The sequence below is a fragment of the Rhizobium leguminosarum genome (assembly GCF_010668065.1).
GTDB lineage: Bacteria > Pseudomonadota > Alphaproteobacteria > Rhizobiales > Rhizobiaceae > Rhizobium > Rhizobium leguminosarum_S.
In genome coordinates this window covers 25,760-50,476 of the sequence record NZ_WUEN01000006.1, presented here as the reverse complement: position 1 = coordinate 50,476, position 24,717 = coordinate 25,760, and the positions used below count along the sequence as shown (strand labels likewise).

Here is a 24,717-nt window from a genome sequence, read left to right as displayed (position 1 = left end):
CAAACAATTCCCCCCGCTTTGGCTCGCGTGGTTGGGCAAGACAAACGCTCAGCCGAAATCCAGAGCCTCCAGGATGTCTTCGATAAGATCCTCGGCATCCTCCAGGCCGACGGAGCAGCGGATGACGTCATCTCCAAGCGCGTCGCAAAGGCCGCCTCCTGAAAGGGACAGGTGGCGGGTGCTGGTGAGGCGGGCCGAATGGCATATGAGGCTGCCGACCTCTGCCAGATTGACGCCCGACTGTATAAGCCGCAGTCTGCTGATCATCGCCGTGGCACCATCCCTGCCCGCACCAAGGCCGAAAGCCAAGATTCCCGAGCCACCTGACATCTGCCTGCGAGCGATGGAATGGTTCGGGTGAGATGGAAGAAAGGGATATCTTACCCACGCCACTGCCGGATGGGTTTCCAATGTCAGTGCGATCGCATGGGCGGCGGAACTGTGCCGGTCCATCCTGAGAGCAAGTGTTTTCACGCCACGAAGGATGAGGAACGAAGCCTGCGGTGAGATCACGGTCGCCTCAGGAAAACGAAGGCTGGTTTCCCGCAGTTTTTGAACGGGTGCGGTGTCTCCCAGCAGGGCGCCGCCGAGTGTGTCGCCATGACCGTTGATGTATTTGGTAAGCGATTGCAGGACAATATCGGCGCCGTGCTCAATCGGGCGCTGCAAGGCTGGCGAAGCGAATGTGCTGTCAACGACGATCTTGAGGCCGCAGGAGCGACCGCATTTTGCGATTGCAGCAATGTCGAGAATGTCGCCGAGAGGATTTGTCGGCGTATCAAAATAAATGAGACGCGTTCGAGGTGTCACCGCACGGTAGATGTTTGCCGGAAGCGACAGATCAACCGGGACCATTGTGATGCCGGCCCGCGTTAGCGTCTTCTCCATCAGAGCGGCCATATCGGTACAAACTTGCCTGTGGACAATCATCTCGTCGCCTTCGGAGAGAAGCGCCAGTGCGAGCATATTGAAGGCGGCCAACCCTGATGAAAGCACCAAGCCGGCCTCGGCTCCTTCGAGGCGAGCCAATGTCTTCTCGAGCATGTCCGTCGCAGAGTGGGCGTTGTTGTCTGCACCGCTGATTTCTCTGACCAATTGAGCGGGACGGTTAAATGACAGGTCGACTGGTTGGTGGATAGCACGCGTCGAGAATCCGAGTTCGTCGAACTCCGGATCGGCCGCATCTAACTCATCGCGATCTCGCATGAACTTGTACCTCATCGGTGGACTAGACCAATCAATCTCTGTTCCAGACGGTGTTCGAATATCGGCTGCTGCGGCCATCCGGTCGGCGCGCATTGGGGTGCGCCAGTGGAGATGAGCGTGACCATCCATGTGGCGTTAGGCTCACGGCGTTCGACTTCAGGAGACGGCCGGTGCATGCGGCAACGTTTTTGCTCCGCCAACCCAAAAGTGCTTCGGTCCGACCTCAAGCAGCAGCAGTTGTCTTTACAGGCCCGTTCTCACGCGCGGACGCTGCAGCTCCGCGACAGTCATTACAAAGCGGAGCTCCTCCTTGCCACAATTCATGTAAGCATGTTTGTCCTCCGTCCGTGCCAAAACCGAAGAGCCCGCTTTAACGAGGTGCTCGCTATCAGCCAGTTTCAAGGTAAGCGCGCCGGTTTCCACATTCAGCAGTTCGAGTGTTCCGGCCGAATGGCCGGGCGATTCGAAAACCTCACCGGGAAACAGCGTCCAGCGCCAAAGCTCGATTTCATCCGGCCCGTGGGTTCCAACCAGAAGAGTGGCACTCCCGCCCTTCGGACCACGCCAGAGGATCGAGGCATCCTCGGGTGGAACGATGCGCACAGGCACGTTAACTGCGACCCCGACGAAATCGGCGACAGAAACGCCCAATGCGGTCGCTGCCCGGCAGAGCGTCGCAATGCTCGGGTTTGCGCTGCCCTTTTCGATTTCGACCAGCATGCCTTTGCTGACACCGGATTTGCGCGACAATTCATCGAGTGTCAGGCCATTCTGTTTCCTGAACAATTTGAGGTTCTGGGACACGGTTGCACTGACGCGCTCGACGTCGGTGACCGCTTCGGTCGATATATTGACTTTCTTTTCCATGGTCGGTATTATAGACTAAATTGGTCAATGGGAGCTAGAGGGCATGTTGGAATTTCCGGTCATCGACAAAGAAATCGCAAACATCGCACCAGACTTTCGCGCGATCAGCGTCTTCGTTGATATCAAGGATGACACGCGCGGCACCATAGCCAGAAATGTGCTGGAAGAGGCTTGTGATTTTGTCCGAGCTGGAGGGCCAGCCTGGAGTGAAGCACATCTGGCAAGTTGGGCCGAGGCATATAGCCGGTTTGGAGCAAAACCAAATCGCACACCCTGTTCTGCGCAGGCGCTGAAGAAGCGGGTGGAGAAAGACGGCAGTATCCCTTCGATCAACCCGATCGTCGATCTCTACAACGCAGTCAGCTTGCGTTTTGCCATACCGGTCGGTGGAGAAAACTTCGACGCCTATGTCGGCAAGCCACGGCTGTCTTTTGCAGACGGAACCGAAGTGTTCGACACGGTTATGAACGGAGAGGCGGTCATCGAAAACCCTACCAAGGGTGAAGTCATCTGGCGCGACGATATCGGTGTCACGTGCCGGCGCTGGAACTGGCGGCAAGGTACCCGGACCCGACTGGAGACGCTGGGTGGCCGGATGTGGTTCATTTTGGAAAGTTTGGCGACAATGCCTGAGGAGGCGCTAGAGGAGGCGGCCAACATGCTGGTGAACGGTTTAAGGCAGCTGGCACCAGGCTGTGAGGTCTACAGACACAAGATTATGGCCGGCTAACGCGCCGGCGGTAAATCCGAGACAATGGCAGGTGAGGAACGTGCGCCGTTTAGGCGGCGCGTGCCGACGTTCGCGTCCATTTTTTACACTCGCAACCACGAATGATGGCGCTGTCAGATACGGCGATGGCGAAGCTTTGCCCGCGGAGGAGTGGGCCAACCCTCGCAAGTCAATGGAGGTGAAATGTACATCGAAACAGTCAAGCCAGCTTTGCTAGTGAGCGACGTTCACAAGAGCTACGGCGCACACAAGGTGCTGAAGGGCATCTCCCTTTCAGCGGAGAAGGGCGACGTGGTCTCGATCATCGGATCTTCGGGCTCAGGAAAGAGCACGTTCCTGCGCTGCATCAACTTCCTCGAAATTCCGGACCAAGGAACCTTCCAGATCAACGGCGAAGACGTGATCTTCCGCAAGGGCCGTGACGGCAAATGCCACCCCGCCAACTGGCGGCAGATCGAGAGGCTGAGGAGTGGCCTCGGCATGGTCTTCCAGAGCTTCAATCTCTGGCCGCACATGACCATTCTCCAGAACGTCATCGAGGCCCCGATCCACATCCTGCGTATCGAGCGTAAAGCGGCGATCGAAAAGGCCGAGGCGCTACTGGCCAAAGTCGGTCTTTACGACAAGAAGGACACCTACCCCGCCTTCCTTTCCGGCGGCCAGCAGCAACGTGCGTCGATTGCCCGCGCGCTCTGCGTCGATCCGGCGGTGATGCTGTTTGATGAACCGACCTCGGCACTCGATCCGGAACTCGTCGGCGAAGTGCTCAAGGTCATCCGTGGGCTGGCCGAGGAAGGTCGCACCATGGTGATGGTCACCCACGAGATGAAGTTCGCACGCGACGTTTCCACCCGCGTCATGTTTTTGCACCAGGGCCAGGTCGAGGAACTCGGCCCTCCGGCCCAGGTCATTGGTGCACCCACCAGCGCACGCTGCAAGGAGTTTGTTGCAGCCGGTTCGCACTAACCACCACCATCCCAACAGAAAAAGGGGAACCCTAAGATGAAGCATTTGGGAAAAGCTCTAGCTGTCGCAGCATTCATGCTGGCGACGAGCGCCCAAGCGGAAATCCGCTTCGGCGTCGTCAATGAGGCCTATGCGCCCTACACGACAAAGGACGCTTCGGGAAAAGCGATTGGCTGGGAGATCGATCTGATGGATGCGATCTGCAAAGAGCTTAAGGAGAAGTGCACGATCGTCGACGTTGCCTGGGACGGCCTCATTCCGGCTCTGGAGAGCAAGAAGATCGACGTAATCTGGTCTTCGATGTCGATCACCGACGAGCGCAAGAAGCGCATCGATTTCACGGACAAATATTACTCGGCTCTCGCCGGCATGATTGGCGCCAAGGATGGCGTCATGGGCGCGACCACCGAGCAGCTGAAAGGAAAGACCGTCGGCATCGCCGTGTCGACGACCCAGTCGGCTTACTTCAAGAAGCATTTCGCCGAAATTGCGACCGAGAAAAGTTATGCGACCGTCGATGAATCATTCCAGGACCTCGCGTCGGGCCGCGTCGACTACATCTTTGCCGACACGGGACCGCTGAAGGAACTCCTGAAAGCCGACCTCGGCAAGGAATGCTGCGAATACAAGGGCAGTGTCGAGGCAGATGATGCGGTTCTTGGGGCTGGCGTCGGCGGCGGTATCCGCAAGGGCGACGACGAGCTTCGCGAAAAGCTGAATGGCGCGATCAAAGCTGTCAGGGCGAACGGCACCTATGCCGAGTTCAGCAAGAAGTATTTCGACTACGACCCCTATTGAGTCCACGGGCGAGGCGGATTTGTCACCAGCCGTTGGTGGCAAATCTGCCGGTCCTGTTCTGGAAGGCTTCCCATGAGTTCCTCAAGTTCCATTTTGGACATGCTGTCGATTTCCCCTCCCGGCTGGGGCGGCGTATTGATCACCGGCGCGTTCGCGACCCTGTTTATCTCGTTTGGTGCCTATCTGTTTGGAATGGTGCTGGGCTTGTTCGGCGCACTCGGCAAGTTGAGTGGGTTTGCCCCACTGCAATATGCTCTCAATGTCTATACGACGATCGTCCGTGCCGTGCCGGAGCTCATCCTGATCGTCTCGCTCTACTATGCGGGAACGGATGGGCTGAACCGGATTCTTGCGATGGCGGACCTTGGCCCAGTCGAGGTCAATGGCCTGGTCGCGGCAATCGCGGTGCTGGGCTTTGTTCAGGGGGCCTACATGACCGAGGTTTTGCGGGGCGCGATCCTCGCCATTCCTGTTGGACAGCTTGAAGCCGCCAAGGCCTTTGGGATGCGGCCAGGCTTACGCTTCCGCCGCATCGTCTTACCGGCTCTCATCCCCAATGCACTGCCCGGCTTTGCCAACCTGTGGATGTCCGTGATCAAGGACAGCGCCCTGATTGCCGTCGTTGGCTATCAGGAACTGGCTCTTGCGGCACGCGTCGCCGCGAGCAACACCAAGCAGTACATGGTCTTCTTCCTGGCTGCGGCGGCACTTTATCTCGTCATCACGATTCTATCGAACCTGCTGTTCTCTGCGCTCGAAGCCTACTTTCGTCGCGGCCAACGACCTGTAGCGTAGGAGGCGGACATGGATTTCGGTTGGATATTCGAGTACCAGGACTTGCTGCTCTATGGCGCCTTCCTGACATGCCTGCTGCTGACGATTTCGGTCACGCTGGGATTTGCGCTCGCCATCCTCCTGGCGATTGCCCAGGTCGGCCGTGGTTCCATCGCCCGTTGGCTCTCCAAGTCGTACTGCACATTCTTTCGCGGAACGCCTTTGCTCATCCAGCTTTGGCTCATCTACTACGGTCTGGGCTCGTATCTGCCGCATATCCCTGGATTGCGGAGCAGCTTTCTTTGGCCGGTCTTGCGAGAGGGGCTATTTTTTGCGGCGCTGGCCCTGACGCTCAACTTCGCTGCTTACCAGGGGGAGATTCTTCGGGGAGCCATGCTGGCGGTCCCGAAAGGCGAACTTGAGGCTGCACGCGCCGTTGGCATGTCACCCTGGATGATCCTGCGCCGGATCTGGTTGCCGAGAGCGATCCGGATTGGACTGCCAACATTTGCTGGCGAGGTCGTCCTGCAACTCAAGGCAACGCCGATCGTATTCTCTGTAACTGTGATGGATCTCTACGGTGCTGCCTACAAAATCCGCCAGGATACGCTCCTTGTCTACGAGCCACTCCTCCTCGTCACTGTCTTTTACGTCAGCCTGACTTTCCTGATCACACAAGGGTTCCAGAAGCTGGAAACCGCCATCCCGGTCAGGCGCTGAGGCACTCCCCAACCACTCACTTCAACAAAGAGGCCAATTATGTCGAGACCAGACAAACACGACCTATCGACGCTCTCCTTCAATACGCTGTCGGTGCACGGCGGTAACGAAATCGACAAGACATCGGGCGCTATTCGCACACCGATCGTGATGGCGAATTCGTACGAACTTCCCTACGACCCTTCTACAATGGACTGGTCGGACACCGAGAGCCCCTCCTATACGCGCAATTCCGGCCACAATCAGATCGGCCTGCAGCGCAAGCTCGCGGCCATAGAGGGCGGCGAGGATGCAGCCGTCTTCGCAACGGGCGTTGCGGCGCTTCATGCCGTGTTCTTTACGTTTTTGAAGAGCGGCGACCACGTGATTGTCGGTGACGTCACCTATGAGGCCGTGTGGCGACTGTTTTCAGAGCTTTTGCCGCAGCGTTACAATATCGAAGCCACCTTCGTTGATATGGGCAACATGGATGCCGTCCGAGCCGCCGTGCGCCCGAACACCAAGCTGATCCATACAGAGACAATCGCCAATCCAACGACCAAGGTTGCCGATATCGCGACGCTGGCCTCAATCGCAAAACAAGCGGGCGCGCTCCTGTCGGTGGACTCGACCTTCACCCCTCCCCCGTTCTTCCGCCCGCTCGCACTTGGTGCAGATCTCGTCATCCATTCGCTGACGAAATACATCAACGGTCATGGCGACGCGATGGGCGGGGTCGTCATCGGCTCGAAGCCGCTTATCCATCACATCAAGGCAGACGCGCTCGTCGATCTCGGCGGCACGATTTCCCCGTTCAACGCCTGGCTGATCATGCGAGGCTCAGTGACTTTGCCGCTGCGCCTGAAGCAGCAGTTTTCATCGGCAGAGATCGTCGCCCGGTCCCTCGCAGCCGACAAGCGCGTCGCCTATGTCACCTATCCCGGTCTAGACAGCCATGACCAGCACGCGCTTGCCAGAACGCAGTTTGCTGGCAAGGGCTATGGAGCGGTCATGGCTTTTGCCGTCGATGGCGATCCAGATGCGCAGAACCGGTTCGTCGCACATCTCAAGGTCATCACGTCCGCCGTCTCGCTTGGTCACGACGAGAGCCTGATCGTCCATGTCGGCGGCAGTGGCCGAGGCGGTTCCGATCGTTATCCGCCGAACTTCCAGAAATACGGGCATCTGCGGCTTTCGATCGGTCTGGAAGACACCGAGGATCTGATTGCCGACATCAATAACGCCCTCGACGAGACGTTCGGGCAAAGCTGAACACGAAGTCGAGTTGGATATGAATTGCCGCTCGCCGGGCAATTCATGTCGCTGTCAAAGCCTGATGCGCGGCAGACCCGGAGGTCCGCCAGGAAGGATGTTATGTACTGGATAATCCTGTTCGTCGCCGGCCTGCTTGAGGTCGTCTGGGCGTTCTACATGAAGAGATCCGTCGGTTTCACGCTGCTCATCCCGTCGGCAATCACCGTCATTGCGATGATTGCCAGCGGCGTGCTGCTGTCCTTTTCGATGAAGGTGCTGCCGCTCGGCACCGCCTACACGGTTTGGACAGGGATCGGTGCGGTTGGCTCCTTTCTGCTCGGAATGGCGATCCTTGGAGAGCCCGCGTCACCCATGCGTCTGGCAGCGGGCGCCTTGATCGTGTCGGGGATTCTCATGATGAAGCTCGCCAGCACCTGATCTACGTCCGGCAGCAGATTGAGCAAAGTGCGCTGCTCTTTGGTCCGTTTGCCTGGTTCCTGCAGAGCAATCCGCATCCCATGCTTACCCTCATAGACTTCACTGGAGGATCGTTATGACAGTTTACAATATTGCTCTCATCGGATTTGGCGGCGTCAATCGCGCCCTGGCCGAACTCATTGCCGCCAAGAACCAGCTCTGGGAGCGCGATCTTGGATTCCGCCTGAATATTGTCGCTGTGAGCGATCTCTATCTTGGCTCCGTGATTTCGCCGAACGGTCTTGATGCGAGGACCCTGGTCGAGGCGAAGTTCGAAAAGGGCGGCTTTGGACAGCTTTCCGGGGGAAGTGCCGAAGCCGACAACGAGACCATTATCAAGACCGCACCCGCAGACATTGTCGTCGAGGCAACGTTCACCAATCCCAAGGACGGCGAACCTGCTGTCTCGCATTGCCGCTGGGCGCTTGAGACTGGCAAACACGTGGTTACCACCAACAAGGGCCCGGTCGCCATTGAGGCCCAGGCGCTCAAGGCGCTGGCAAAGGCCAACGGTGTACGCTTCGAGTACGAGGGCGCCGTGATGAGCGGTACTCCGGTCATTCGCATGGCTGAGAAGACGCTTGCCGGCGCCGAATTGAAGGGCTTCGAAGGAATTTTGAACGGCACATCCAACTTCGTCCTCGGTCGCATGGAAGCGGGTTTGGATTTCGCATCCGCTGTGAAGGAAGCCCAAGAACTCGGCTATGCCGAGGCCGATCCCACCGCCGATGTCGAAGGTTTCGACGTGCGTCTGAAGGTCGTCATCCTGGCAAACGAACTGCTTGGTGCAAATCTCAAGCCCGAGGATGTAAGCTGCAAGGGTATCTCCGGTCTTTCACCTTCCGACATCGAGGATGCAGCACAGGCAAACAGCCGCTGGAAGCTGGTTGGATCGGCTGTCCGCAATGACGATGGCAGCGTGACCGGCAGTGTTGCACCGAGGCGGATTAGCCTCGATCATCCCCTCGCAGGCGTCAATGGTGCCACCAATGCGGTGTCGCTCGACACCGAACTGCTGGGCGCCGTGACGATCACCGGACCTGGCGCCGGCCGCATCGAAACCGCCTATGCGCTTCTTTCCGATATCGTCGCCATTCATTCCGCCGGCGCCTCGGCCATCGTTAAGGAGGCTGCATGATGCACAACCTTGCACTCACCCAAACGAACGCTCCTGCAGAAATTGCTGTTACCAGCCCGTTCGACGGTACGCTGGTCGGAACGGTCGTGGAAACCTGTGCTACAAGCGTGAACGTGGCTCTGGAGCGGGCAAGGCGCGGGGCGCAGATTGCCCGAACGCTGCCGCGTCACAAGCGAGCGGTGATCCTTGAAAAGGCCGCTGCGGCCATCGAAGCCGCGCGCGAGGACTTCGCGCTTCTCATCGTCAAGGAGGCGGGCAAGACGATTACGCAGGCCCGCAAAGAGACAACCCGGTGCGTCAATACGCTCAAGCTGTCTGCGGACGAGGCCAAACGCAATGCGGGCGAAGTCATCCCGTTCGACGCCTACGCAGGCTCGGAGTCTCGCCAAGGTTGGTACACGAGAGAACCGCTAGGCATCATTGCCGCCATCACGCCCTACAACGACCCGCTCAACCTTGTTGCCCACAAGCTTGGTCCGGCAATTGCCGGCGGCAATGCAGTGCTTTTGAAGCCGTCCGAACTTACCCCTCTCTCTGCCATCAAGCTCGTCGAGGTCCTGGTCGAATGCGGTCTACCCGAGGAAATCATAACGGTCGCGATTGGCGGCCCTGAGCTTGGAAAGGCTCTGGTTGCAGCGAGAGACGTTCGCATGATCTCCTTCACCGGTGGCTTTGCCACCGGCGAGGCGATTGCCAAAACAGCAGGCCTCAAGAAGCTTGCCATGGACCTCGGCGGCAATGCTCCTGTCATCGTCATGGAGAATTGCAACTTCGATGCCGCCGTCGAGGCCTGCGTATCTGGAGCCTACTGGGCGGCCGGTCAGAACTGTATTGGCACGCAGCGAATTTTGATCCAGCGGCCGATCTATGAGCAATTCAAGGCGACGTTCGTCGCAGAAACCAGGAAGCTCAAGACCGGCAATCCTTTGGAAGCCGACACTGATGTCGGCCCGATGATCTCGCAAAAGGCGGTCGAAAGAGCGGCCGCAATGGTCGAACGGGCGCTCGCTGCCGGTGCGACATTGCTTTGGGGCCATAAGCCGACTGGCAACCTCTATCCGCCGACGGTCCTGGAGAATGTTCCAGCCTCCTGTGACGCCTGGGGCGAGGAAGTGTTCGCGCCAATCGTCATTCTTCAACCCTTCGATGGGCTGGCGGATGCGATCGATCTGGCAAACAGCCCCGAATACAGCCTTCACGCCGGCATTTTTACAAACGACCTGGAAGGGGCGCTTGAGGCTGCAAGCAAGCTCGAGGCTGGAGGCGTCATGATCAACGACTCGTCCGACTACCGATTCGATGCAATGCCGTTTGGCGGCTTCAAATATGGAAGCATGGGCCGCGAGGGCGTCCGGTTTGCCTATGAGGACATGACCCAGCCGAAAGTCGTGTGCATCAACCGGCTGAAGATGTAACGCCAGGCCGGCTCAAATCCATCGGCAACTCAGGGAGTAAAAATGTTCAAGGGTTCTATTACCGCGCTTGTCACGCCTTTTGCTGATGGTCGTGTCGATGAGGTTGCATTGCGCGACCTCGTCGAGTGGCAGATCGAAGAAGGATCCTTCGGTCTCGTTCCATGCGGGACAACGGGGGAAAGTCCGACGCTCAGCCATTCCGAGCATAAGCAGGTGGTCGAGATCACGATCGCGGCCGCCAAGGGCCGTGTGCCCGTCATCGCGGGCGCCGGATCAAACAGCACGGCCGAAGCAATCGACTTCGTTCGCCATGCGCAGGACGCCCGCGCCGACGGTGTGCTGATTGTCGCGCCCTATTACAACAAGCCAACCCAGGAAGGGATCTACCAGCATTTCAAGGCGATCGATGCTGCGGCCACCGTTCCGATTATCGTCTACAATATCCCCGGCCGCAGCGTCATCGATATTCAGGTCGAAACGTTGGCCCGGATATTTGAAGACTGCCCAAACGTGAAGGGCGTCAAGGATGCGACGGGAAACCTGTTGCGCCCGTCCCTCGAGCGTATGGCCTGCGGGCACTCGTTCAATCTCCTGACCGGTGAAGACGGCACGGCGCTCGGCTACATGGCGCATGGTGGACATGGCTGCATCTCGGTCACGGCGAATGTCGCACCCGGCCTTTGCGCTGACTTCCAGCAGGCCTGCCTGAACGGCGACTTCGCCGCCGCCTTGAAGCTTCAGGACCGTCTGATGCCCCTGCACCGGGCGCTTTTTCTCGAAACCAACCCTGCTGGGCCGAAATATGCCTTGCAGCGTCTCGGTCGCATACGTGGGGATCTGCGGCTACCACTCGTTACGATCAGTCCTTCCGTTCAAGAAGAGATCGATAGCGCCATGCGCCATGCGGGGATCCTGGTTTGATGGACAAGACAAAGCTTGCTGAGCGTATCGAGTCAGATCTTATCGGGCCGCTCGCTATTCCCCGACACGTCCTTTACGGCGTCCATACACGGCGCGCGGAACAGAATTTTGACGTATCGGGCCTGCGCCTGAGGGATTTTCCTGAGCTCATCCAGTCGATGGCGATGGTGAAAAAGGCTTCTGCTCTCGCCAACATGGAGCTCGGGCTTCTTTCTGCCGAAAAGGCCGAAGCGATCTCTCAAGCATCCGACGAACTCATCGCGCTCAATGATATCGATGAGAACTTTCCCGTCGACATGATGCAGGGAGGGGCCGGCACCTCGACCAACATGAACGTGAACGAGGTTCTGACAAACCTCGCTCTTTTGAAGATGGGCGCCGACGTCGGTGAGTATTCGAGGCTGCACCCAAATGACGACGTCAATCTGTCCCAGTCGACGAACGACGTCTACCCAACAGCTATCCGGCTGACGATCTTGCGAGCGTGCGAAGGGCTTATCGCAGCTGAGGTCGCGCTTCGCGACGCCTTTCGCGGCAAGGCCATGCAATATGCAAGCGCTCTAAAGGTCGGTCGGACACAGTTGCAAGATGCCGTGCCGATGACCGCAGGGCAGGAATTTGAAGCCTTCGCTGAACTCATTGACGAGGATATCGTCCAGGTCCAGTACGCCTCTAAGCTTCTCAAAGAGATAAACCTCGGCGGCTCGGCGATCGGCACGGCAATCAACGTACCCTCAGGCTTCGCGCAGTTGGCCTGCAGTCACCTGTCCCGAATATCTAGCTATCCGTTAGTCCCTGCCCGCAACTTCATCGAAGCGACATCGGACACAGGCGGTTTCGTCTCCTTTTCAGGCGTGCTCAAGCGAATTGCGGTTAAACTGAGCAAGATCTGCAATGACCTCCGGCTCCTGAGCAGTGGACCCCGCGGCGGTCTGGGTGAGATCCGCTTGCCGCCTGTTCAAGCCGGCTCGTCCATCATGCCTGGCAAGGTCAATCCCGTCATCCCGGAGATGATGAACCAGATCAGCTTTCAGGTCATCGGCAATGATCTGACGGTGACGCTCGCCGCAAGTGCCGGCCAGCTACAGCTGAATGCCATGGAACCCGTCATCGTTTTGAACATCCTTCAATCGATGCGCATGCTGACCAGAGGCATGGTGGTCTTGAAGGAACGCTGCATCGATGGCATCGAAGTCGACGTCGATCGTTGCAAGGCGTTGCTCGACCAATCTCTCGTTCTTGCCACGCCATTGGCGACGCTGATCGGATACAGCAAAGCGGCATACCTCTCCAAGAAGGCGCTGGTCGAGAAGAGAAACTTGCGAGATGTCGTCGAAGAAGAAAGCGTTCTGACCGAAAGTCAGGCTCATCAGATTTTTGGAGACGCCGCGGAATTTGCCAATGTTTCGAAGATTATGCGCGGTTGAACGGAGGAAAGAATGGCCGTTTTCACGGAAATATCCGACGAGGACCGAAACTCGATCGCGGCGGCCTATGGCATGACCTCCCTGTCATCGGTGATCGGTATTGCCGACGGCGACAGGGAAACAACCTATCTTTTCCGGACGGCGGAGGGTGAGTTCATCGTCACACTGTTCGAAAACGGCGCCGAGCCGCTGGATCTCGAGCGGGCGTTCGCAACGATGGAGACGCTGAACAACAGCGGTATTCCCTGCCCGAAACCAACGCGCACGATTGATGGCGATGCGACCTTCCGGGCGGCCGGCCGTCTCGTTGCCGTCGTGAGTTTCGTATCAGGTTCGTCGACAAACGATCCAACGCCAGGAAAGTGTAAAAGCCTTGGCAGCCTGATGGCGCGGATCCACATGACCCTGCAAGGAGGCAAAAAGCGTTCTCTAAATGAGCTGCCGGCCGGTCCTCTGCATGGAGCCTTGATACCTTCCAACGTCTTCTTCCTTGGAGACGACGTCAGTGGGGTTATCAACTTTCGGCTTCGGCACGATGATGTGCTGATTTCAGAGATTGCCGACGTTCTCGTCGGCTGGGCGAGCCTGCCGAGCGGAGCGTTGGAGGAACAAAAAGCTCGGGCCATTCTGGCCGGCTATGAAAGTGTGAGGCTGCTAACTGAGGCAGAGACAGCGGCTCTTCCCGCCTTTGTCCTGGCGTCCGCCGCCAGTCGCTATGCCCGTGCAAACGACAAGACTTACCTCCTTGATGCTGCGATTCGCGCCTTTGAATCTGTGATTGGTGCAGTTGTCGGGAAAACGGAGCCCTCCCCGGCATGAAGTATCTTCTCGACCGCGTCGATGAACAAATCCTATGCGCCTTGAAATCGAACGGGCGTGCTTCTCATGCCGAGCTGTCCGGTCAGGTCAATTTGTCGCGCAATGCTGTTCGCGTTCGAATAGAACGGCTTGAACGCGAAGGCTTTATCAAGGGCTATACAATTGTCACTGGCGAAGGCGGGAACGACAGTCCCATCACCACCGCATTGATGTTTGTCTACCGCCAGGACCGAATGAGGGGCGGCGAGGTCATTCACGCTTTGCGGAAAATTCCGGAGGTCGTCGCTTGCGATGTGATGACGGGCGATTTTGATCTGCTGGTACGGGTCGAATCCGTGGAAGCCGATCGCATACGCCAAATCTGGCAACAAATTTCAGCCCTTCCCGGCGTAAGGGATACCCTCACGGCATTTGCACTCTCCTCTGTCATTCGGAAGTGAGCTGTCGGTTCCGAACTCATCATGTGTGGACAGCACTGTTTCTCCAGTGCTCCTAGCCATCACGGAGCGATGCAGCGAATACAAGCGTGGATCGGCGGGCTGGAAGACATCGACGATTGCCCGGAGCCTCACGTAAAGGCAGCCCGCAAATGGTTGAGAGCATGTACAACATCCGGTACTGCGGAGTCCGGTATCGGCCTCACTGGCCGCGGCGGCTCGAAATCTCCGATGCCAAGAAGCGCCACGAGCCTGTACATCACTCTGAAACTGCCAAACCGCTTGAACAACGACCAGAGGGGCTCGAACGCTTTTTCCAATCTCTCGACCTCCTCGGCATTGCCGGCCCGCGCCGCCGTCGCAAGCGCGAGCGCTTCAGCGGGAAGCACCCCCGCGACGACGCTATACCAGGCATCGGCGCCAGCAAGCAAAGCGGAGGAAGCTCCCCAGTCACCGCTATATCCGATCGAAAACCCGGTCGGTGACTTGCCGCGCAGATCTGCAAGTTCGGTCTTGAAGTCCTCGTTCGCCGGCAACGGCATCTTGATCGCGGCGATGTTTGGAACTGTGGCGAGCCTGGCGATCAGTGCACTGCTGAACGTAAACCTGGTCGTGCTCGGATTGTTGTAGATGCAAAGCGGAAGACCGCCACTCTCGGTGACGGCTGCGAAATGCTCAAATACCTCGTCATCCTTCAGCGGAACATACGAGACGGGCGCCAGAAGAAGGCCATCTGCCCCCGCCCCCTTCGCATCGCGTGCCAGAGCCTGCGCCTCGTCAGTGCGAAGCGCACCAACACCGACGATTACCGGAATTCGCCCACCGACGGTTTTGACAGCTGTTTCAACGGCACGCCTGCGCTCATCGCGCGTCAGGAAGGCATAGGCGCCCGTGCTTCCGAGAAGGCCGATGGACTGAGCACCCGCATCAACTATGCGCTGCAAGAGCGCCGCAAGCACGGCTGGATCAACGCGCCCGGACGCGTCGGCCGGAGTAATTGGAAAAGCAGATAGGCCTTCGAAGAGAGACATGAATGTTGCCTTGGTTATGTGCGGGAAAGCAGGAGACGGATGCCGGCTGCGCCGAAGAAGATCGCAAGCGTCCCCTCGATCCAGCAGCGAGCCCGGCTGTAGAAGCGCACCATAGGCGCTGTTGAAAAGACTATAGCATAACCACAAAAGATCGTTACGCTCAGGACAGCACATCCAAAGAGGATTGCTGCCACGGTGTAGGAGGACGCACCCGGGCCAAGGCCAAGCGCCACCAGGGCGATCCAGGCGAGAATTGATTTCGGGTTGGTCAGATGCATCAGCAAGCCGCGTCGGTAGAGTGACGAAGTCGTCTCGGGGGTGTTCGTTCCTGCTGTCTCGACCGGTTTTTCGCCAGCGGTGAGAGCGGCTTTGGCTGCCCTGAACGCCAGGTATAGAAGATAGAGCCCGCCGAAGATTTTCAGGATGATCAGGGCTTCGGCATACCGGGTCAGGATTGCGGAGATTCCGGTGGCAGCCATCGCGCCCCAGAAGATCGAGCCGCTTACGACACCGGCAGCCAGCACGAGCGCTGCGCGCCGTCCTTGGTCCATCGCCACGCCCATGATGCGCATGTTGCTTGGACCGGGACTTCCAGCCGCTATCACATAGGCTGTGTAAACGAGAAGAAGGTGCTGAAACTCCGGGCCCATGCGCATGTCCTTTGTTGATCCAGGGTCCGACCGATGCGCAACCGCCAATTGGGGCGACCATTCTGATTTCGATGGACAATCCGAAGACCGCGCGATTGCGATCGTCAATCAGAGCCCGCGATGGAGTTAGGAAATGCAAGCCGTTCGATCAGGCACTATCAAAAAGCTGAGGCTTAGGCTAATTAAAGAAACTTACCTCTCTTAAGGCAAACTTACATGCTCGACTACTCCGCATTGCGGGCCTTGGCGGCCGTCGTGCAGACTGGAAGCTTTGAAAAAGCGGCAGGCACGCTCAACGTCACACCATCCGCAATTTCGCAGCGCGTCAAAAACCTCGAAGAGCGAATGGGGATCGCGCTGGTCGTCAGAGGAAATCCGTGCGTTGCTACGGAGCAGGGTCAGTGGGTATGTAGGCACTTGGAAAATGTTGGGCTGCTTGAACGAGACCTCTACGAGCACCTACCGTCGCTCGCGCCGGCCACCGAGTTCATTGAACGGGTGACTGTGCACCTCGCAACAAATGCCGATAGTCTCGCAACTTGGTTTCTCGGGCCCTTTCGGCATTCGCCAAGTCCTCAAATTATCTCCTGGACGTTGTTATTGATGACGAAGGCGACACGGCGGATTGGTTAGAGCGCGGGCGGGTGATTGCAGCTGTGACAGGCAGCGAAAGGCTGGTTCCTGGATGCCGGCGCACCGCCCTCGGTTCGCTGCGTTACCGTGCTACGGCAAGCCCGGAGTTTGTAGAACGCCATTTTTCAGGAGGCGTTAGCGCCGAGGCGTTGCGGACTGCACCGGCCCTAACGTTCAACCAGAAAGACAAGCTTCAGGACCGTTGGATTGCCCAGATACTCGGTGAAGAGATTGCTTGTCCGACGCATTTTCTCCCCTCGACACAGGCTTTCATTGACGCAAGCGTCGAAGGCATGGGGTGGGGCATGAACCCGGAGCATCTTGCCCGCCCTCATCTACAGAAGGGAAGGCTGGTGGAGCTAATCCCTAATAAGGCTCTCGACGTCTCACTTTTCTGGCAGGTCAACAAACTTGCTGCAGAACGGTTTGCGACGCTCACCGACCTTGTCATGGCAGCCGCCAAGCAGCACCTCGTCGATTGAACAGAGCTCAACGTTAGGCGCGCATTCCCAGACATAATGCTCGAGAGAGCTTTGCGCGTCCTTGCCTGGGACGATTGCCTCCTCAGGATATTGGTAGGTCAGTTCCTCGAGCGAGAACTGGCAGCGATCGGCGATTTCCATCGTCCGGGCCAATGCGTCCGGGTAACGGGGAAACAGCCGCTGCATCTCCTCGGGGCGGCTTGAGGAATCTATCCGCATGACCGGCGGCCGAACGACCAGATGCGGCTACACGAGTTGTCGAACATGGCCACACACTTCAAGGTGAAGACCGTTGTGACGAATGACGTTCTTTTCCACGAACCGTCGCGCCGTCAGCTGCGGGACGTCGTCACCTGTATTCGCACCAGAACCACGATCGATCACGTCGGTTTCGAGAGGGAGCGGTGCACGACATTGCCGTGGTCGGATGTTCAGTGGCAACAGCACCAATATCAACATTCTGTTGCAATCAAAACATTATGTTGATATCCAATAAGTGTTTGAAGACCTCATCCGGAGGGGGAGTGAATATGAAGTTCTCGATCATGGGCTTCGTGGCCGCGGCCTTCATGGCCAGCGCCGGCATGGCGAAGGCGCAGGAAACGGTACCGCTGACATCGAAGACGCTCGACGCCGTCAAGGTGCGGGGTCAGTTGTCCTGTGGCGTCATCGGCGTTAGCCCGGGATTCTCGTTGCCCGACAGCCAGGGCGTGATGCGCGGCATTGATGCCGATCAGTGCAGAGCGGTCGCCGCGGCCACGCTCGGCGATGCCGAGAAGGTCAAATGGGTCGTGCTTACGCCGCAACAGCGTTTCACTGCGCTCCAGTCCGGTGAGGTCGACGTGGTCTATGCGAATGTCACGTGGACGATGACGCGGGAAAGCCAGCTCGGTCTGCAATTCCCCAATATCTATTACTACGATGGCATCGGCTTCATGGTGAAGAAGTCGCTCGGCATCGCCGATGCCTCGGGACTCGATGGCGGCAGCCTCTGCATGCTGACCGGCGGCACGACCGAACTTTCGGTTCAGGAATATTTCTCGCTTCACAAAATGACCTACACGCCCGTCCTTTTCTCGGAAGGCGAGGAGGCTCGCAAGGCGCTGCTCGCCGACCGCTGCGATGCCTACGTCTCGGATGCCTCGGACCTCGCGGCTTCGAAGGCAGCGCGTGGCGAAGCTGGAAACGACCTGCTCATCCTGCCAGAACGCATCACTGCGGAGCCTTTGGGGGGCGTCGTGCGCAAGGGTGACGAGCGCTGGTTCGACATCGTTCGCTGGACGCATTACGCGATGGTGAATGCTGAAGTGCTGGGTATCGACAGCAAGAATCTCGACAAGTCGCTTGCATCGGAAAATCCCGCCGTCCGCCGCTTCCTCGGCCTAGAGGGCGAACTCGGCCAGACCCTCGGCCTGTCGAACGACTTCACCCAGAAGATCATCAAGCAGGTCGGCAATTTCGGTGAGGTTTGGGATCGCAACATCGTGGGCGTCGACCGCGGCATGAACGATGTCTGGACCAAGGGCGGTCTGCAGTACTCCCCGCCGTTCCGTTGAAGCCGAATGGGTGGCGCGGCCTTCGCCGTGCCACCGTCTTCTCCCGATCCACCGAAGCTGGCGACATGAAATACGCAAGCCGTGACGTAGTCAGTTCGATCGTCGTCCAAATGCTCCTGATCCTGGCGGTCGGGGGTATTGGTTGGTTCCTAGTCGCGACAACGCTTGGGAACCTCGAGTCCCGAGGGGTGTCGACCGGGTTCGCCTTCCTCTGGCGCATTGTCAGCATGCCGATCGCCAACAGCTGGATCGAGTTCACGCCGGGCGTGCACACTTATGCCCGTGCGCTGCTGATCGGGCTTCTGAACACGCTGACCGTCTCAGCTGCCGTGATCATCGTGTCCACCGCCGTCGGAACCTTCTTTGGCATCGCGCGTCTGTCGCCCAATCTGCTGCTAGCGAAATCCTGCGGTGCCTATGTCGAGGCCGTGCGTAATGTTCCGGTGCTGCTGCAGCTCGTCTTCTGGTACCAGCTGATCCTGCAACTGCCGGCGCCGCGCGCTGCCTTCAAGCTCGCGGAAGGGTTCTTCATTTCCAACCGAGGCATACGCTATCCCTCGGTTGGAGACGGGACAGCGGTCGGCATCGCCGGGTTGACGCTTCTGGTCGTCATCATCGCCTTCATCTTCGCAGCAGGGCTGCAGCGCAAGGGCAAGATACGGTTCGGTCGATTGCTGTCCCTTCCCATATTCCTGATCCTCGCCATCTGCCTGCCGGTCGCCGCGGTCTTGCTGTCAGGGCAAGTCACCGTGCCCGATGTGCCGGTCCTGAAAGGACTCAATTTCCGGGGCGGCGCAACATTGACGCCGGAATTGTCGGCGCTGGTGATCGGCCTCTCGGTCTATACCTCCGCCTTCGTCGCCGAGATCGTTCGGGCTGGCATTCTCGGCGTTCCCTCCGGCCAGCGCGAGGCTGCAATGGCGCTCGGCCTTGGCCCGATCGTCACGCTGCGCAAGGTCATCATGCCGCAGGCGCTCAGGATTATCATTCCGCCGCTGAGCAGCGAATATCTCGGCGTGATCAAGAACAGCTCGCTTGCCGTGGCGGTTGGCTATCCCGATCTTTTCGCCATCGTGAATTCGATGATCAGCGATACCGGGCAGGCGGTGGAAGGGGTCACCATCATCATCCTGGCCTTCCTGACGATCAGCCTCGCCGTCAGCGCGCTGATGAACTGGTATAACCGCTCCGTCGCCCTGGTGACTCGATGAGCCATTTTATCGTGACCGTCGAGAAGTCCGCTCTACCAAGGCCAGTAGATCCGTCCGACCGCGGCGTTGCCGGCTGGCTGAGACGGCACCTTTTCAGTTCCTGGCTATCGACAGCGATTACCTTGATTATGCTCTTGGTGCTGGGCAAGCTTGCGTGGTTGTTCCTGGACTGGGCCGTGTTCCGTGCGGTCTGGTCGGCGCCGTCTCTTGATACGCAGGCCTGCCGCTCCGCCGATGCCGGAGCGTGCTGGGCGTTGATCCGTGAGAAGTACCGGTTCATCCTGTTCGGCCTCTATCCGCATGCCGAACAATGGCGGGCGGCGCTGAGCGTTCTGATTTTCATCTCGCTTTATCCACTCTCCGCCGACCGTCGACTGTGGGGATGGACGCTTGTCATGCTCTGGGTCGCCGGTTTGGCGACCGTCTTCGTCCTGATGTATGGCGGGGTCATGGGCCTTGCCTATGTCCCCGAGGATCAATGGGGCGGGCTACCGGTCACACTCATGCTCGCGACCTTCGGCATCGCGCTCGCATTGCCCCTTGCGGTCGTCGTGGCGCTGGGGCGCTCCTCGGCCAATCCGACCGTCAGGACGATGTGCGTCATTTATGTCGAGCTGATCCGCGGCATACCACTAATCAGCGTGCTGTTCATGGCCAGCGTCATGTTTCCGCTTTTCCTTCCCGACGGGATGAACTTCTCCAAGCTGTTGCGCGCCCAACTCGGCATCGTCCTCTTCATGGGCGCCTATCTGTCGGAGACGATCCGCGGCGGATTGCAGGCCGTGCCAGCGGGACAATCCGAGGCCGCCCAATCGCTCGGTCTGGGATACTGGAAGACGATGTATTTCGTCGTCATGCCGCAGGCGCTCACGCTCGTCCTGCCGCCGATCATCAGCCTCTGCATCGGCCTGTTCAAGAGCACGTCGCTCGTTATGATCATTGGCATCTTCGATCTCCTCAATGCGGGCAAGCGCGCAATCGCCGAACCCGCATGGCAAGGCTTCGGCGCCGAGGCCTATGTTTTCGTGGGCGCCATCTATTTCGCTTTCTGCTTCTCGATGGCGCGCTTCGGCTCCGGGCTGGAAAAGCGGCTTCGTCGGGACAGATAAGAGCATTTGGCATGGATGAAACGACAATGCTTGATATTGACGCGGTGAGGTCGACTTTCCCCTACCTCCGCCAGCGGGTCTACCTCAACACCGCTGCGACCGGCATCATGCCCCTTAATATCGGCGAGGCTGTCGGGCGCACGCTCGACGGCATGTTCAGCCGTGGCTACGACGCCGCCGAGGAATGGCAGAGCGTGGCTGGTAGCGTGAAAGCGAAACTCGCGCGGCTCATGGGAGTGGAAAGCCAGGATATCGGCTTCGCGTCGAGCACTTCAGAAGTCCTGAACCTCGTCGCATGGTCCGTGCCTGTCCGCGCCAACGATCAGGTCGTCGTCTGCCAGGACGAATTTCCCACGGTGCTCGCCGTGGCCAATACGCTAAGCGGGCGCGGCGCCGAACTCGTGACCGTCGCGGTGGATTCGGAGACCAATCGGACAGCGGCGCTGGCCACCTCGATCAAGCGTGGCGGCGTCGTGCTCGTGTCACATGTCCATTGGGAAACCGGAACCGAAGTCGATCTGCAGGTCCTCTTCGAGGTCTGCCAGGCCAAGAGGGCGTTTCTCGTGGTGGACGGGATTCACGGCCTCGGCGCCGTGCCTGTATCGGCGCGGTTTGCAGATGTTTACGCGGCATCGACATTCAAATGGCTACTCTCCGGCTTTGGCCTAGCGATCTCGGTCACCAGCCTGCGATTCAGGCAATCGCTGGAGCCGGTATTTCGGGGATACTCGAACCCTGCACCGTCTAGGGAACTGCAATACAGCCATTCCAACTATCCCGGGCTCACCACGCTCGATTTCGGACTGGCCTATCTTGAGGGTTTAGGCTGGGACAACATCTTCCGCCGCAATCGATCGCTCTGCAGGCGGCTGGCCGATGGACTAGCAGCACTCGGCGTTCCGCTCGTGAGCCCGGCCGGATCGGCTCCGATCGTGAGCTTTCGTTCCGGGGATGCCGGTCGTCTGGTCGAGGCAATGAATGCGGAGGGCGTGAGCGTGGCCGCCCGAGGCACCAATGTCCGGGCATCCCCGCACTTCTATAATGACGAAGCCGATATCGACGCGTTCATCGATCGTCTCAAAAAATTGGAAAGGAATTGAATTCATGTCCGTCGCAGCACGACTTGCTGAACTCGGGATCACGCTGCCGGATGAATTCGGAGCACTGGCATCCTACGTTCCGTCCCGTCGCTCCGGAAACCTGGTTTTCATTGCCGGGCAGGGGCCGATTGCCGGCGGCAAAGCGGTGATGCGCGGCAAGCTTGGCCGGGAATTCACTGTCGCGGAGGGTATGGAAGCGGCGCGAATGTCCATTGTCAATGGGCTCGCAGTTATCAATCGCGAGATCGGCGATCTCGACAGGGTCACGCAGATCGTAAAACTCAATGGCTATGTCAATTCCACCGACGATTTCGAGGACCAACACCTGGTCATCAATGGTGCGTCGGAATTGCTGGTCGAGATCTTCGGCGAGACCGGTCGGCATGCCCGTGCCGCGGTCGGTACGAATACGCTTCCCTTCGGCGTTCCCGTCGAAATCGAGATGGTGGTAGAAGTAAAGCTGTGACCGTGCCGCGTGCCCACTGAATTGCCGTTGCACGCAGTCAAGAGCTTGCTAGACAGATTTGTGACTTATCGCGGAGAAGATCGAATTCAATGGCAGTTGAACGCATGCGGCCTTCTACCGACGCTGAACGCAGACTCGTGATCGATGCGCTGGCAAGTGTCGTCGCCGGTCTTGCCAAATGTTTCGGGCCAAATACCGAGATCGTACTGCATGATCTCGCCAAGCCCGAGGAGTCCATTGTCGCTATCGCCAATGGCAAGCTGAGCGGCCGGACCGTCGGCAGTTCCATCATCAGCGGCCCCTTCGGCGATGTGGGCCTGAAGAAGCTGATCGCCGGCGATATGAATGAAGTCAATGAACCTCGGACGATCGTCGATGGTTACAAGACCAGGACGCGGACTGGGCTGGAACTCGAATCCACGAGCATCCTTTTGAGAGACAACGAAGGCACGGCCTATGCTGCCATCTGCGTGAATGCAGATCGAAGTAAGATGCGAGAACTCAAAGCGTTGATTCTGGAACTCGCCAACGAACAGCAGCAGGCGGATGATCCTGGCGAGGGCGGCGCGCTTTCGGTCGAGGAGATCGTTACCGAGATCATCGACACCAGCATCAAGGCCACGGGCAAGACCGTCGGCCAGATGCAGAAGGAAGACAAGATGGAAGCGGTCCGCAACATGAGCCTTCGCGGCCTGTTCATGATCCGCTCCAGCGTCGACGTCGCCGCCGCCAGCCTCGGGATTTCGAGGTTCACTGTCTATAGCTATCTCGAGCAGATCAAGTCCGCCTCCAAATAGGTCGAGGCGAGCGTTGGCTCACGCTGAACGTAATCTACCGAAATGGCCCCAGATCGTTGCGGCCGCCCACGACAACGATTTTGCGGAGTGTGCCGTCGGCCTCCGGGCTCCATCTCAGTGCCCTTGCCCGGGGAATGCCGGCGGACCAGATCGCCGAAGTGCCCGCCGTCAGCCGATCACGGCGTCACAGCCCAGATATTGTCTCTGTGAGCCGTGAGCGCAATCCCGCGAGCCGGGCCAATGCTGGGTATGGCGCTCCTCCACGGCCCGCATCGCAGAAGGGGTGCCATCAACCAAATAACCTGAGACCCTGATCTGCGCGGGAACAACACGCGCTCACGACCGCATTCACGTAGCGCCTTCGCGCCCGTTTCTCGCAGAAGGGTCGCGGAGGCCGGTTTTCACATGGCTAGTAGCGCTCATCCAACTTGCTCGACCGTCTTCGAACCTCACGCCTTGACAGGAATCGACCCTGCGAAGCACAGTCCCCGACCAGCGAGTCACTTCAAGGCGATGAACGTCGCAGGGTCGAGCTGGGAAATCCGAACGGCAACTTGTGTGATCGCAGCGTCCCCGACCAATTGCTGGATTTCCCTGGCAAGATCCATGAGTTTCTGACGCGTCCGTTCTGCTTTCGGCAGGAGGAAAAGCTCGAGGTTCACCGCCGGAAGGTTTGCCATCGCGTAGACTGGAATGACAGCAAACTGGCAGGCGTTGATGTTGACGTCCAGCCTTTCGCATAACAATTTACTCAGCGGCACCAGAGCGGCCTCAATCTTCAGATGAAACTGCTCTGGCAGTGATCGATCCACGTAAATCTTCATGTTTGGCATCTCGGCCGCCTCACGGTGGGTTAAGGACAAAATCGAATGGCGAACGCCAGACGGTTTCACCGCCGAGCACACGCTCATACGGCGCGATCAACGTGGCTTTGACACCGAAGACGGCGTCGGATGAAAGATAGTTATCGTCGCCGACGAACGTATGGGTTACCAGTTTCTGGAAGCCGGCGGCCGTGACGATGTAGTGCATATGTGCAGGCCGATAGGGATGCCGGCCAAGATGCTTCAGCATCTGGCCCACAGGCCCATCTGCGGGAATGGGGTATGAGACGGGCTTGATTCCGACGAAGCTATAGCGTCCGTCGGAGCCGGTCACGAAGGTTCCGCGGTTGTTCCATTTAGGCTGGATGTCAGGTTGCTGCACATCGTAAAAGCCCTCGGCATTGTCTGACCAAACATCGATGATTGCACCCTCGATCGGATGTCCGTCCAGATCGACCACAGTGCCTTCGAAGACACAGCTCTCGCCCTTCCCGTCACGCGTGATGCGATCGCCCATCGCAAGACGGGGAGCCCCGGCGACATGGAACGGTCCAAGCACGGTGTTTTCCGTTGCGCCCGGTTGCCTGCGGTTGTTGATCGCATCCACCAACATGGATACGCCTAGCGTGTCGGATAGCAGGATAAATTCCTGGCGTTCTTGCGAACAAATCTTGCCGGTCTCCGTCAGAAACCGAATTGCGGTTTCCCATTCCTGTTGCGAAATCTTCGCCTCCTTGATGAAGGCATGCAGATGCTTCACAAGCAAGGTCATGACCTCCCTCACGCGAGGATCGATGTCGAAGGCCATGCGCCCGTTTACCGCCTCGACGGAAGCTTCTTCGGTGAAATAATTTGTCATACCTGTTCCTTTCGAGTGAGAATTGGCTTGCCTTCATCCCGAAGCCTACCTGCTAAAAAGGCGCGGACCTG

25 protein-coding genes and 3 pseudogenes are annotated in these 24,717 nt (G+C 58.5%); 21 read left to right on the top strand and 7 right to left on the bottom strand.

Going from position 1 to position 24,717, the window contains the following annotated elements; genetic code table 11:
- Positions 1-48 precede the first annotated feature (48 nt).
- Both GR198_RS18260 and GR198_RS18255 read right to left on the bottom strand, forming a co-directional pair.
- On the bottom strand, positions 49-1,206 hold the full coding sequence (locus tag GR198_RS18260) for a trans-sulfuration enzyme family protein (RefSeq protein WP_246711108.1): 1,158 nt from the start codon (positions 1,204-1,206) through the stop codon (positions 49-51).
- 243 nt (positions 1,207-1,449) lie between these two features.
- Positions 1,450-2,073 carry a helix-turn-helix domain-containing protein gene (locus GR198_RS18255; protein ID WP_018484470.1) on the bottom strand — a complete coding sequence of 208 codons (624 nt, stop codon included), beginning with the start codon at positions 2,071-2,073 and terminating at the stop codon, positions 1,450-1,452.
- 43 nt (positions 2,074-2,116) lie between these two features.
- On the opposite strand from GR198_RS18255, the gene GR198_RS18250 reads away from it, so the two are divergent.
- The 13 genes from GR198_RS18250 (at position 2,117) to GR198_RS18190 (ending at position 13,931) form a co-directional block, all read left to right on the top strand.
- Positions 2,117-2,803, top strand: coding sequence for a B3/B4 domain-containing protein (locus GR198_RS18250; RefSeq protein ID WP_204337162.1), 687 nt, complete (start codon positions 2,117-2,119; stop codon positions 2,801-2,803).
- Positions 2,804-2,986: 183 nt separating this feature from the next.
- Entirely contained in the window at positions 2,987-3,769 is a 783-nt protein-coding gene (locus tag GR198_RS18245) for an ABC transporter ATP-binding protein (RefSeq protein ID WP_164069354.1), read from the top strand.
- Positions 3,770-3,805: 36 nt separating this feature from the next.
- On the top strand, positions 3,806-4,567 hold the full coding sequence (locus GR198_RS18240) for a transporter substrate-binding domain-containing protein (RefSeq protein ID WP_018484473.1): 762 nt from the start codon (positions 3,806-3,808) through the stop codon (positions 4,565-4,567).
- A gap of 72 nt (positions 4,568-4,639) precedes the next feature.
- Complete coding sequence (locus GR198_RS18235; protein ID WP_018484474.1) at positions 4,640-5,362, top strand: ABC transporter permease; 723 nt, start codon at positions 4,640-4,642, stop codon at positions 5,360-5,362.
- A 9-nt stretch (positions 5,363-5,371) separates the two neighbouring features.
- The gene (locus GR198_RS18230; RefSeq protein ID WP_018484475.1) at positions 5,372-6,061 is read left to right on the top strand and encodes an ABC transporter permease; all 690 of its coding nucleotides are present in this window, start codon (positions 5,372-5,374) and stop codon (positions 6,059-6,061) included.
- A 39-nt stretch (positions 6,062-6,100) separates the two neighbouring features.
- Positions 6,101-7,312: a trans-sulfuration enzyme family protein gene (locus GR198_RS18225; protein WP_018484476.1), complete on the top strand. Its 1,212-nt coding sequence runs from the start codon at positions 6,101-6,103 to the stop codon at positions 7,310-7,312.
- A 102-nt stretch (positions 7,313-7,414) separates the two neighbouring features.
- Positions 7,415-7,732: a DMT family transporter gene (locus tag GR198_RS18220; RefSeq protein WP_018484477.1), complete on the top strand. Its 318-nt coding sequence runs from the start codon at positions 7,415-7,417 to the stop codon at positions 7,730-7,732.
- Positions 7,733-7,847: 115 nt separating this feature from the next.
- Positions 7,848-8,909, top strand: coding sequence for a homoserine dehydrogenase (locus GR198_RS18215; protein WP_164024059.1), 1,062 nt, complete (start codon positions 7,848-7,850; stop codon positions 8,907-8,909).
- Positions 8,906-10,324, top strand: coding sequence for an aldehyde dehydrogenase family protein (locus tag GR198_RS18210; protein ID WP_018484479.1), 1,419 nt, complete (start codon positions 8,906-8,908; stop codon positions 10,322-10,324). The genes GR198_RS18215 and GR198_RS18210 overlap by 4 nt, the downstream gene beginning before the upstream one ends.
- A gap of 42 nt (positions 10,325-10,366) precedes the next feature.
- The gene (dapA, locus tag GR198_RS18205) at positions 10,367-11,245 is read left to right on the top strand and encodes a 4-hydroxy-tetrahydrodipicolinate synthase (RefSeq protein WP_131588242.1); all 879 of its coding nucleotides are present in this window, start codon (positions 10,367-10,369) and stop codon (positions 11,243-11,245) included.
- Positions 11,245-12,672 carry an aspartate ammonia-lyase gene (locus GR198_RS18200; RefSeq protein ID WP_131588243.1) on the top strand — a complete coding sequence of 476 codons (1,428 nt, stop codon included), beginning with the start codon at positions 11,245-11,247 and terminating at the stop codon, positions 12,670-12,672. The genes dapA and GR198_RS18200 overlap by 1 nt, the downstream gene beginning before the upstream one ends.
- A 12-nt stretch (positions 12,673-12,684) precedes the next feature.
- Positions 12,685-13,491: a phosphotransferase gene (locus tag GR198_RS18195; RefSeq protein ID WP_018484482.1), complete on the top strand. Its 807-nt coding sequence runs from the start codon at positions 12,685-12,687 to the stop codon at positions 13,489-13,491.
- Positions 13,488-13,931, top strand: a complete 444-nt coding sequence (locus GR198_RS18190) for an Lrp/AsnC family transcriptional regulator (RefSeq protein ID WP_018484483.1) — start codon at positions 13,488-13,490, stop codon at positions 13,929-13,931. Before GR198_RS18195 ends, GR198_RS18190 begins: the two co-directional genes overlap by 4 nt.
- Positions 13,932-14,059: 128 nt before the next feature.
- On the opposite strand, the gene GR198_RS18185 is transcribed toward GR198_RS18190, so the two are convergent.
- Together GR198_RS18185 and GR198_RS18180 are read right to left on the bottom strand one after the other, a co-directional pair.
- On the bottom strand, positions 14,060-14,959 hold the full coding sequence (locus GR198_RS18185; protein ID WP_131588245.1) for a dihydrodipicolinate synthase family protein: 900 nt from the start codon (positions 14,957-14,959) through the stop codon (positions 14,060-14,062).
- Positions 14,960-14,973: 14 nt separating this feature from the next.
- A complete protein-coding gene (locus GR198_RS18180; RefSeq protein ID WP_026237015.1) occupies positions 14,974-15,609 on the bottom strand; it encodes a LysE family translocator in 636 nt (211 codons plus the stop codon).
- A 216-nt stretch (positions 15,610-15,825) separates the two neighbouring features.
- On the opposite strand from GR198_RS18180, the pseudogene GR198_RS18175 reads away from it, so the two are divergent.
- Positions 15,826-16,724, top strand: a pseudogene (locus GR198_RS18175) (LysR family transcriptional regulator ArgP).
- Between the two features lie 12 nt (positions 16,725-16,736).
- On the opposite strand, the pseudogene GR198_RS18170 reads toward GR198_RS18175, so the two are convergent.
- A pseudogene (locus tag GR198_RS18170) lies at positions 16,737-16,944 on the bottom strand (PHP domain-containing protein); the annotation flags it as partial.
- Positions 16,945-16,946: 2 nt separating this feature from the next.
- Between GR198_RS18170 and GR198_RS35860 the strand changes: the two are divergent.
- The 7 genes and pseudogenes from GR198_RS35860 to GR198_RS18135 all read left to right on the top strand — a co-directional run.
- A pseudogene (locus GR198_RS35860) lies at positions 16,947-17,129 on the top strand (PHP domain-containing protein); the annotation flags it as partial.
- Positions 17,130-17,254: 125 nt separating this feature from the next.
- Positions 17,255-18,280 carry an amino acid ABC transporter substrate-binding protein gene (locus tag GR198_RS18160; protein WP_018484489.1) on the top strand — a complete coding sequence of 342 codons (1,026 nt, stop codon included), beginning with the start codon at positions 17,255-17,257 and terminating at the stop codon, positions 18,278-18,280.
- 65 nt (positions 18,281-18,345) lie between these two features.
- Positions 18,346-19,491: an amino acid ABC transporter permease gene (locus GR198_RS18155; RefSeq protein WP_032982984.1), complete on the top strand. Its 1,146-nt coding sequence runs from the start codon at positions 18,346-18,348 to the stop codon at positions 19,489-19,491.
- 128 nt (positions 19,492-19,619) lie between these two features.
- The gene (locus tag GR198_RS18150; protein WP_246711112.1) at positions 19,620-20,600 is read left to right on the top strand and encodes an amino acid ABC transporter permease; all 981 of its coding nucleotides are present in this window, start codon (positions 19,620-19,622) and stop codon (positions 20,598-20,600) included.
- A gap of 11 nt (positions 20,601-20,611) precedes the next feature.
- Entirely contained in the window at positions 20,612-21,700 is a 1,089-nt protein-coding gene (locus GR198_RS18145) for an aminotransferase class V-fold PLP-dependent enzyme (RefSeq protein ID WP_018484492.1), read from the top strand.
- A 4-nt stretch (positions 21,701-21,704) separates the two neighbouring features.
- The gene (locus GR198_RS18140; protein WP_018484493.1) at positions 21,705-22,166 is read left to right on the top strand and encodes a RidA family protein; all 462 of its coding nucleotides are present in this window, start codon (positions 21,705-21,707) and stop codon (positions 22,164-22,166) included.
- An 89-nt stretch (positions 22,167-22,255) separates the two neighbouring features.
- Positions 22,256-22,963, top strand: a complete 708-nt coding sequence (locus GR198_RS18135) for a helix-turn-helix transcriptional regulator (RefSeq protein ID WP_080642921.1) — start codon at positions 22,256-22,258, stop codon at positions 22,961-22,963.
- A gap of 500 nt (positions 22,964-23,463) precedes the next feature.
- Here the strand turns inward: GR198_RS18135 and GR198_RS18130 are convergent, their stop codons facing one another.
- Both GR198_RS18130 and GR198_RS18125 read right to left on the bottom strand, forming a co-directional pair.
- Positions 23,464-23,787 (bottom strand): hypothetical protein, encoded by a 324-nt coding sequence (locus GR198_RS18130; protein WP_018484495.1) that lies wholly within the window; start codon positions 23,785-23,787, stop codon positions 23,464-23,466.
- A 19-nt stretch (positions 23,788-23,806) separates the two neighbouring features.
- Entirely contained in the window at positions 23,807-24,646 is an 840-nt protein-coding gene (locus GR198_RS18125; RefSeq protein ID WP_018484496.1) for a dioxygenase family protein, read from the bottom strand.
- Positions 24,647-24,717 lie beyond the last annotated feature (71 nt).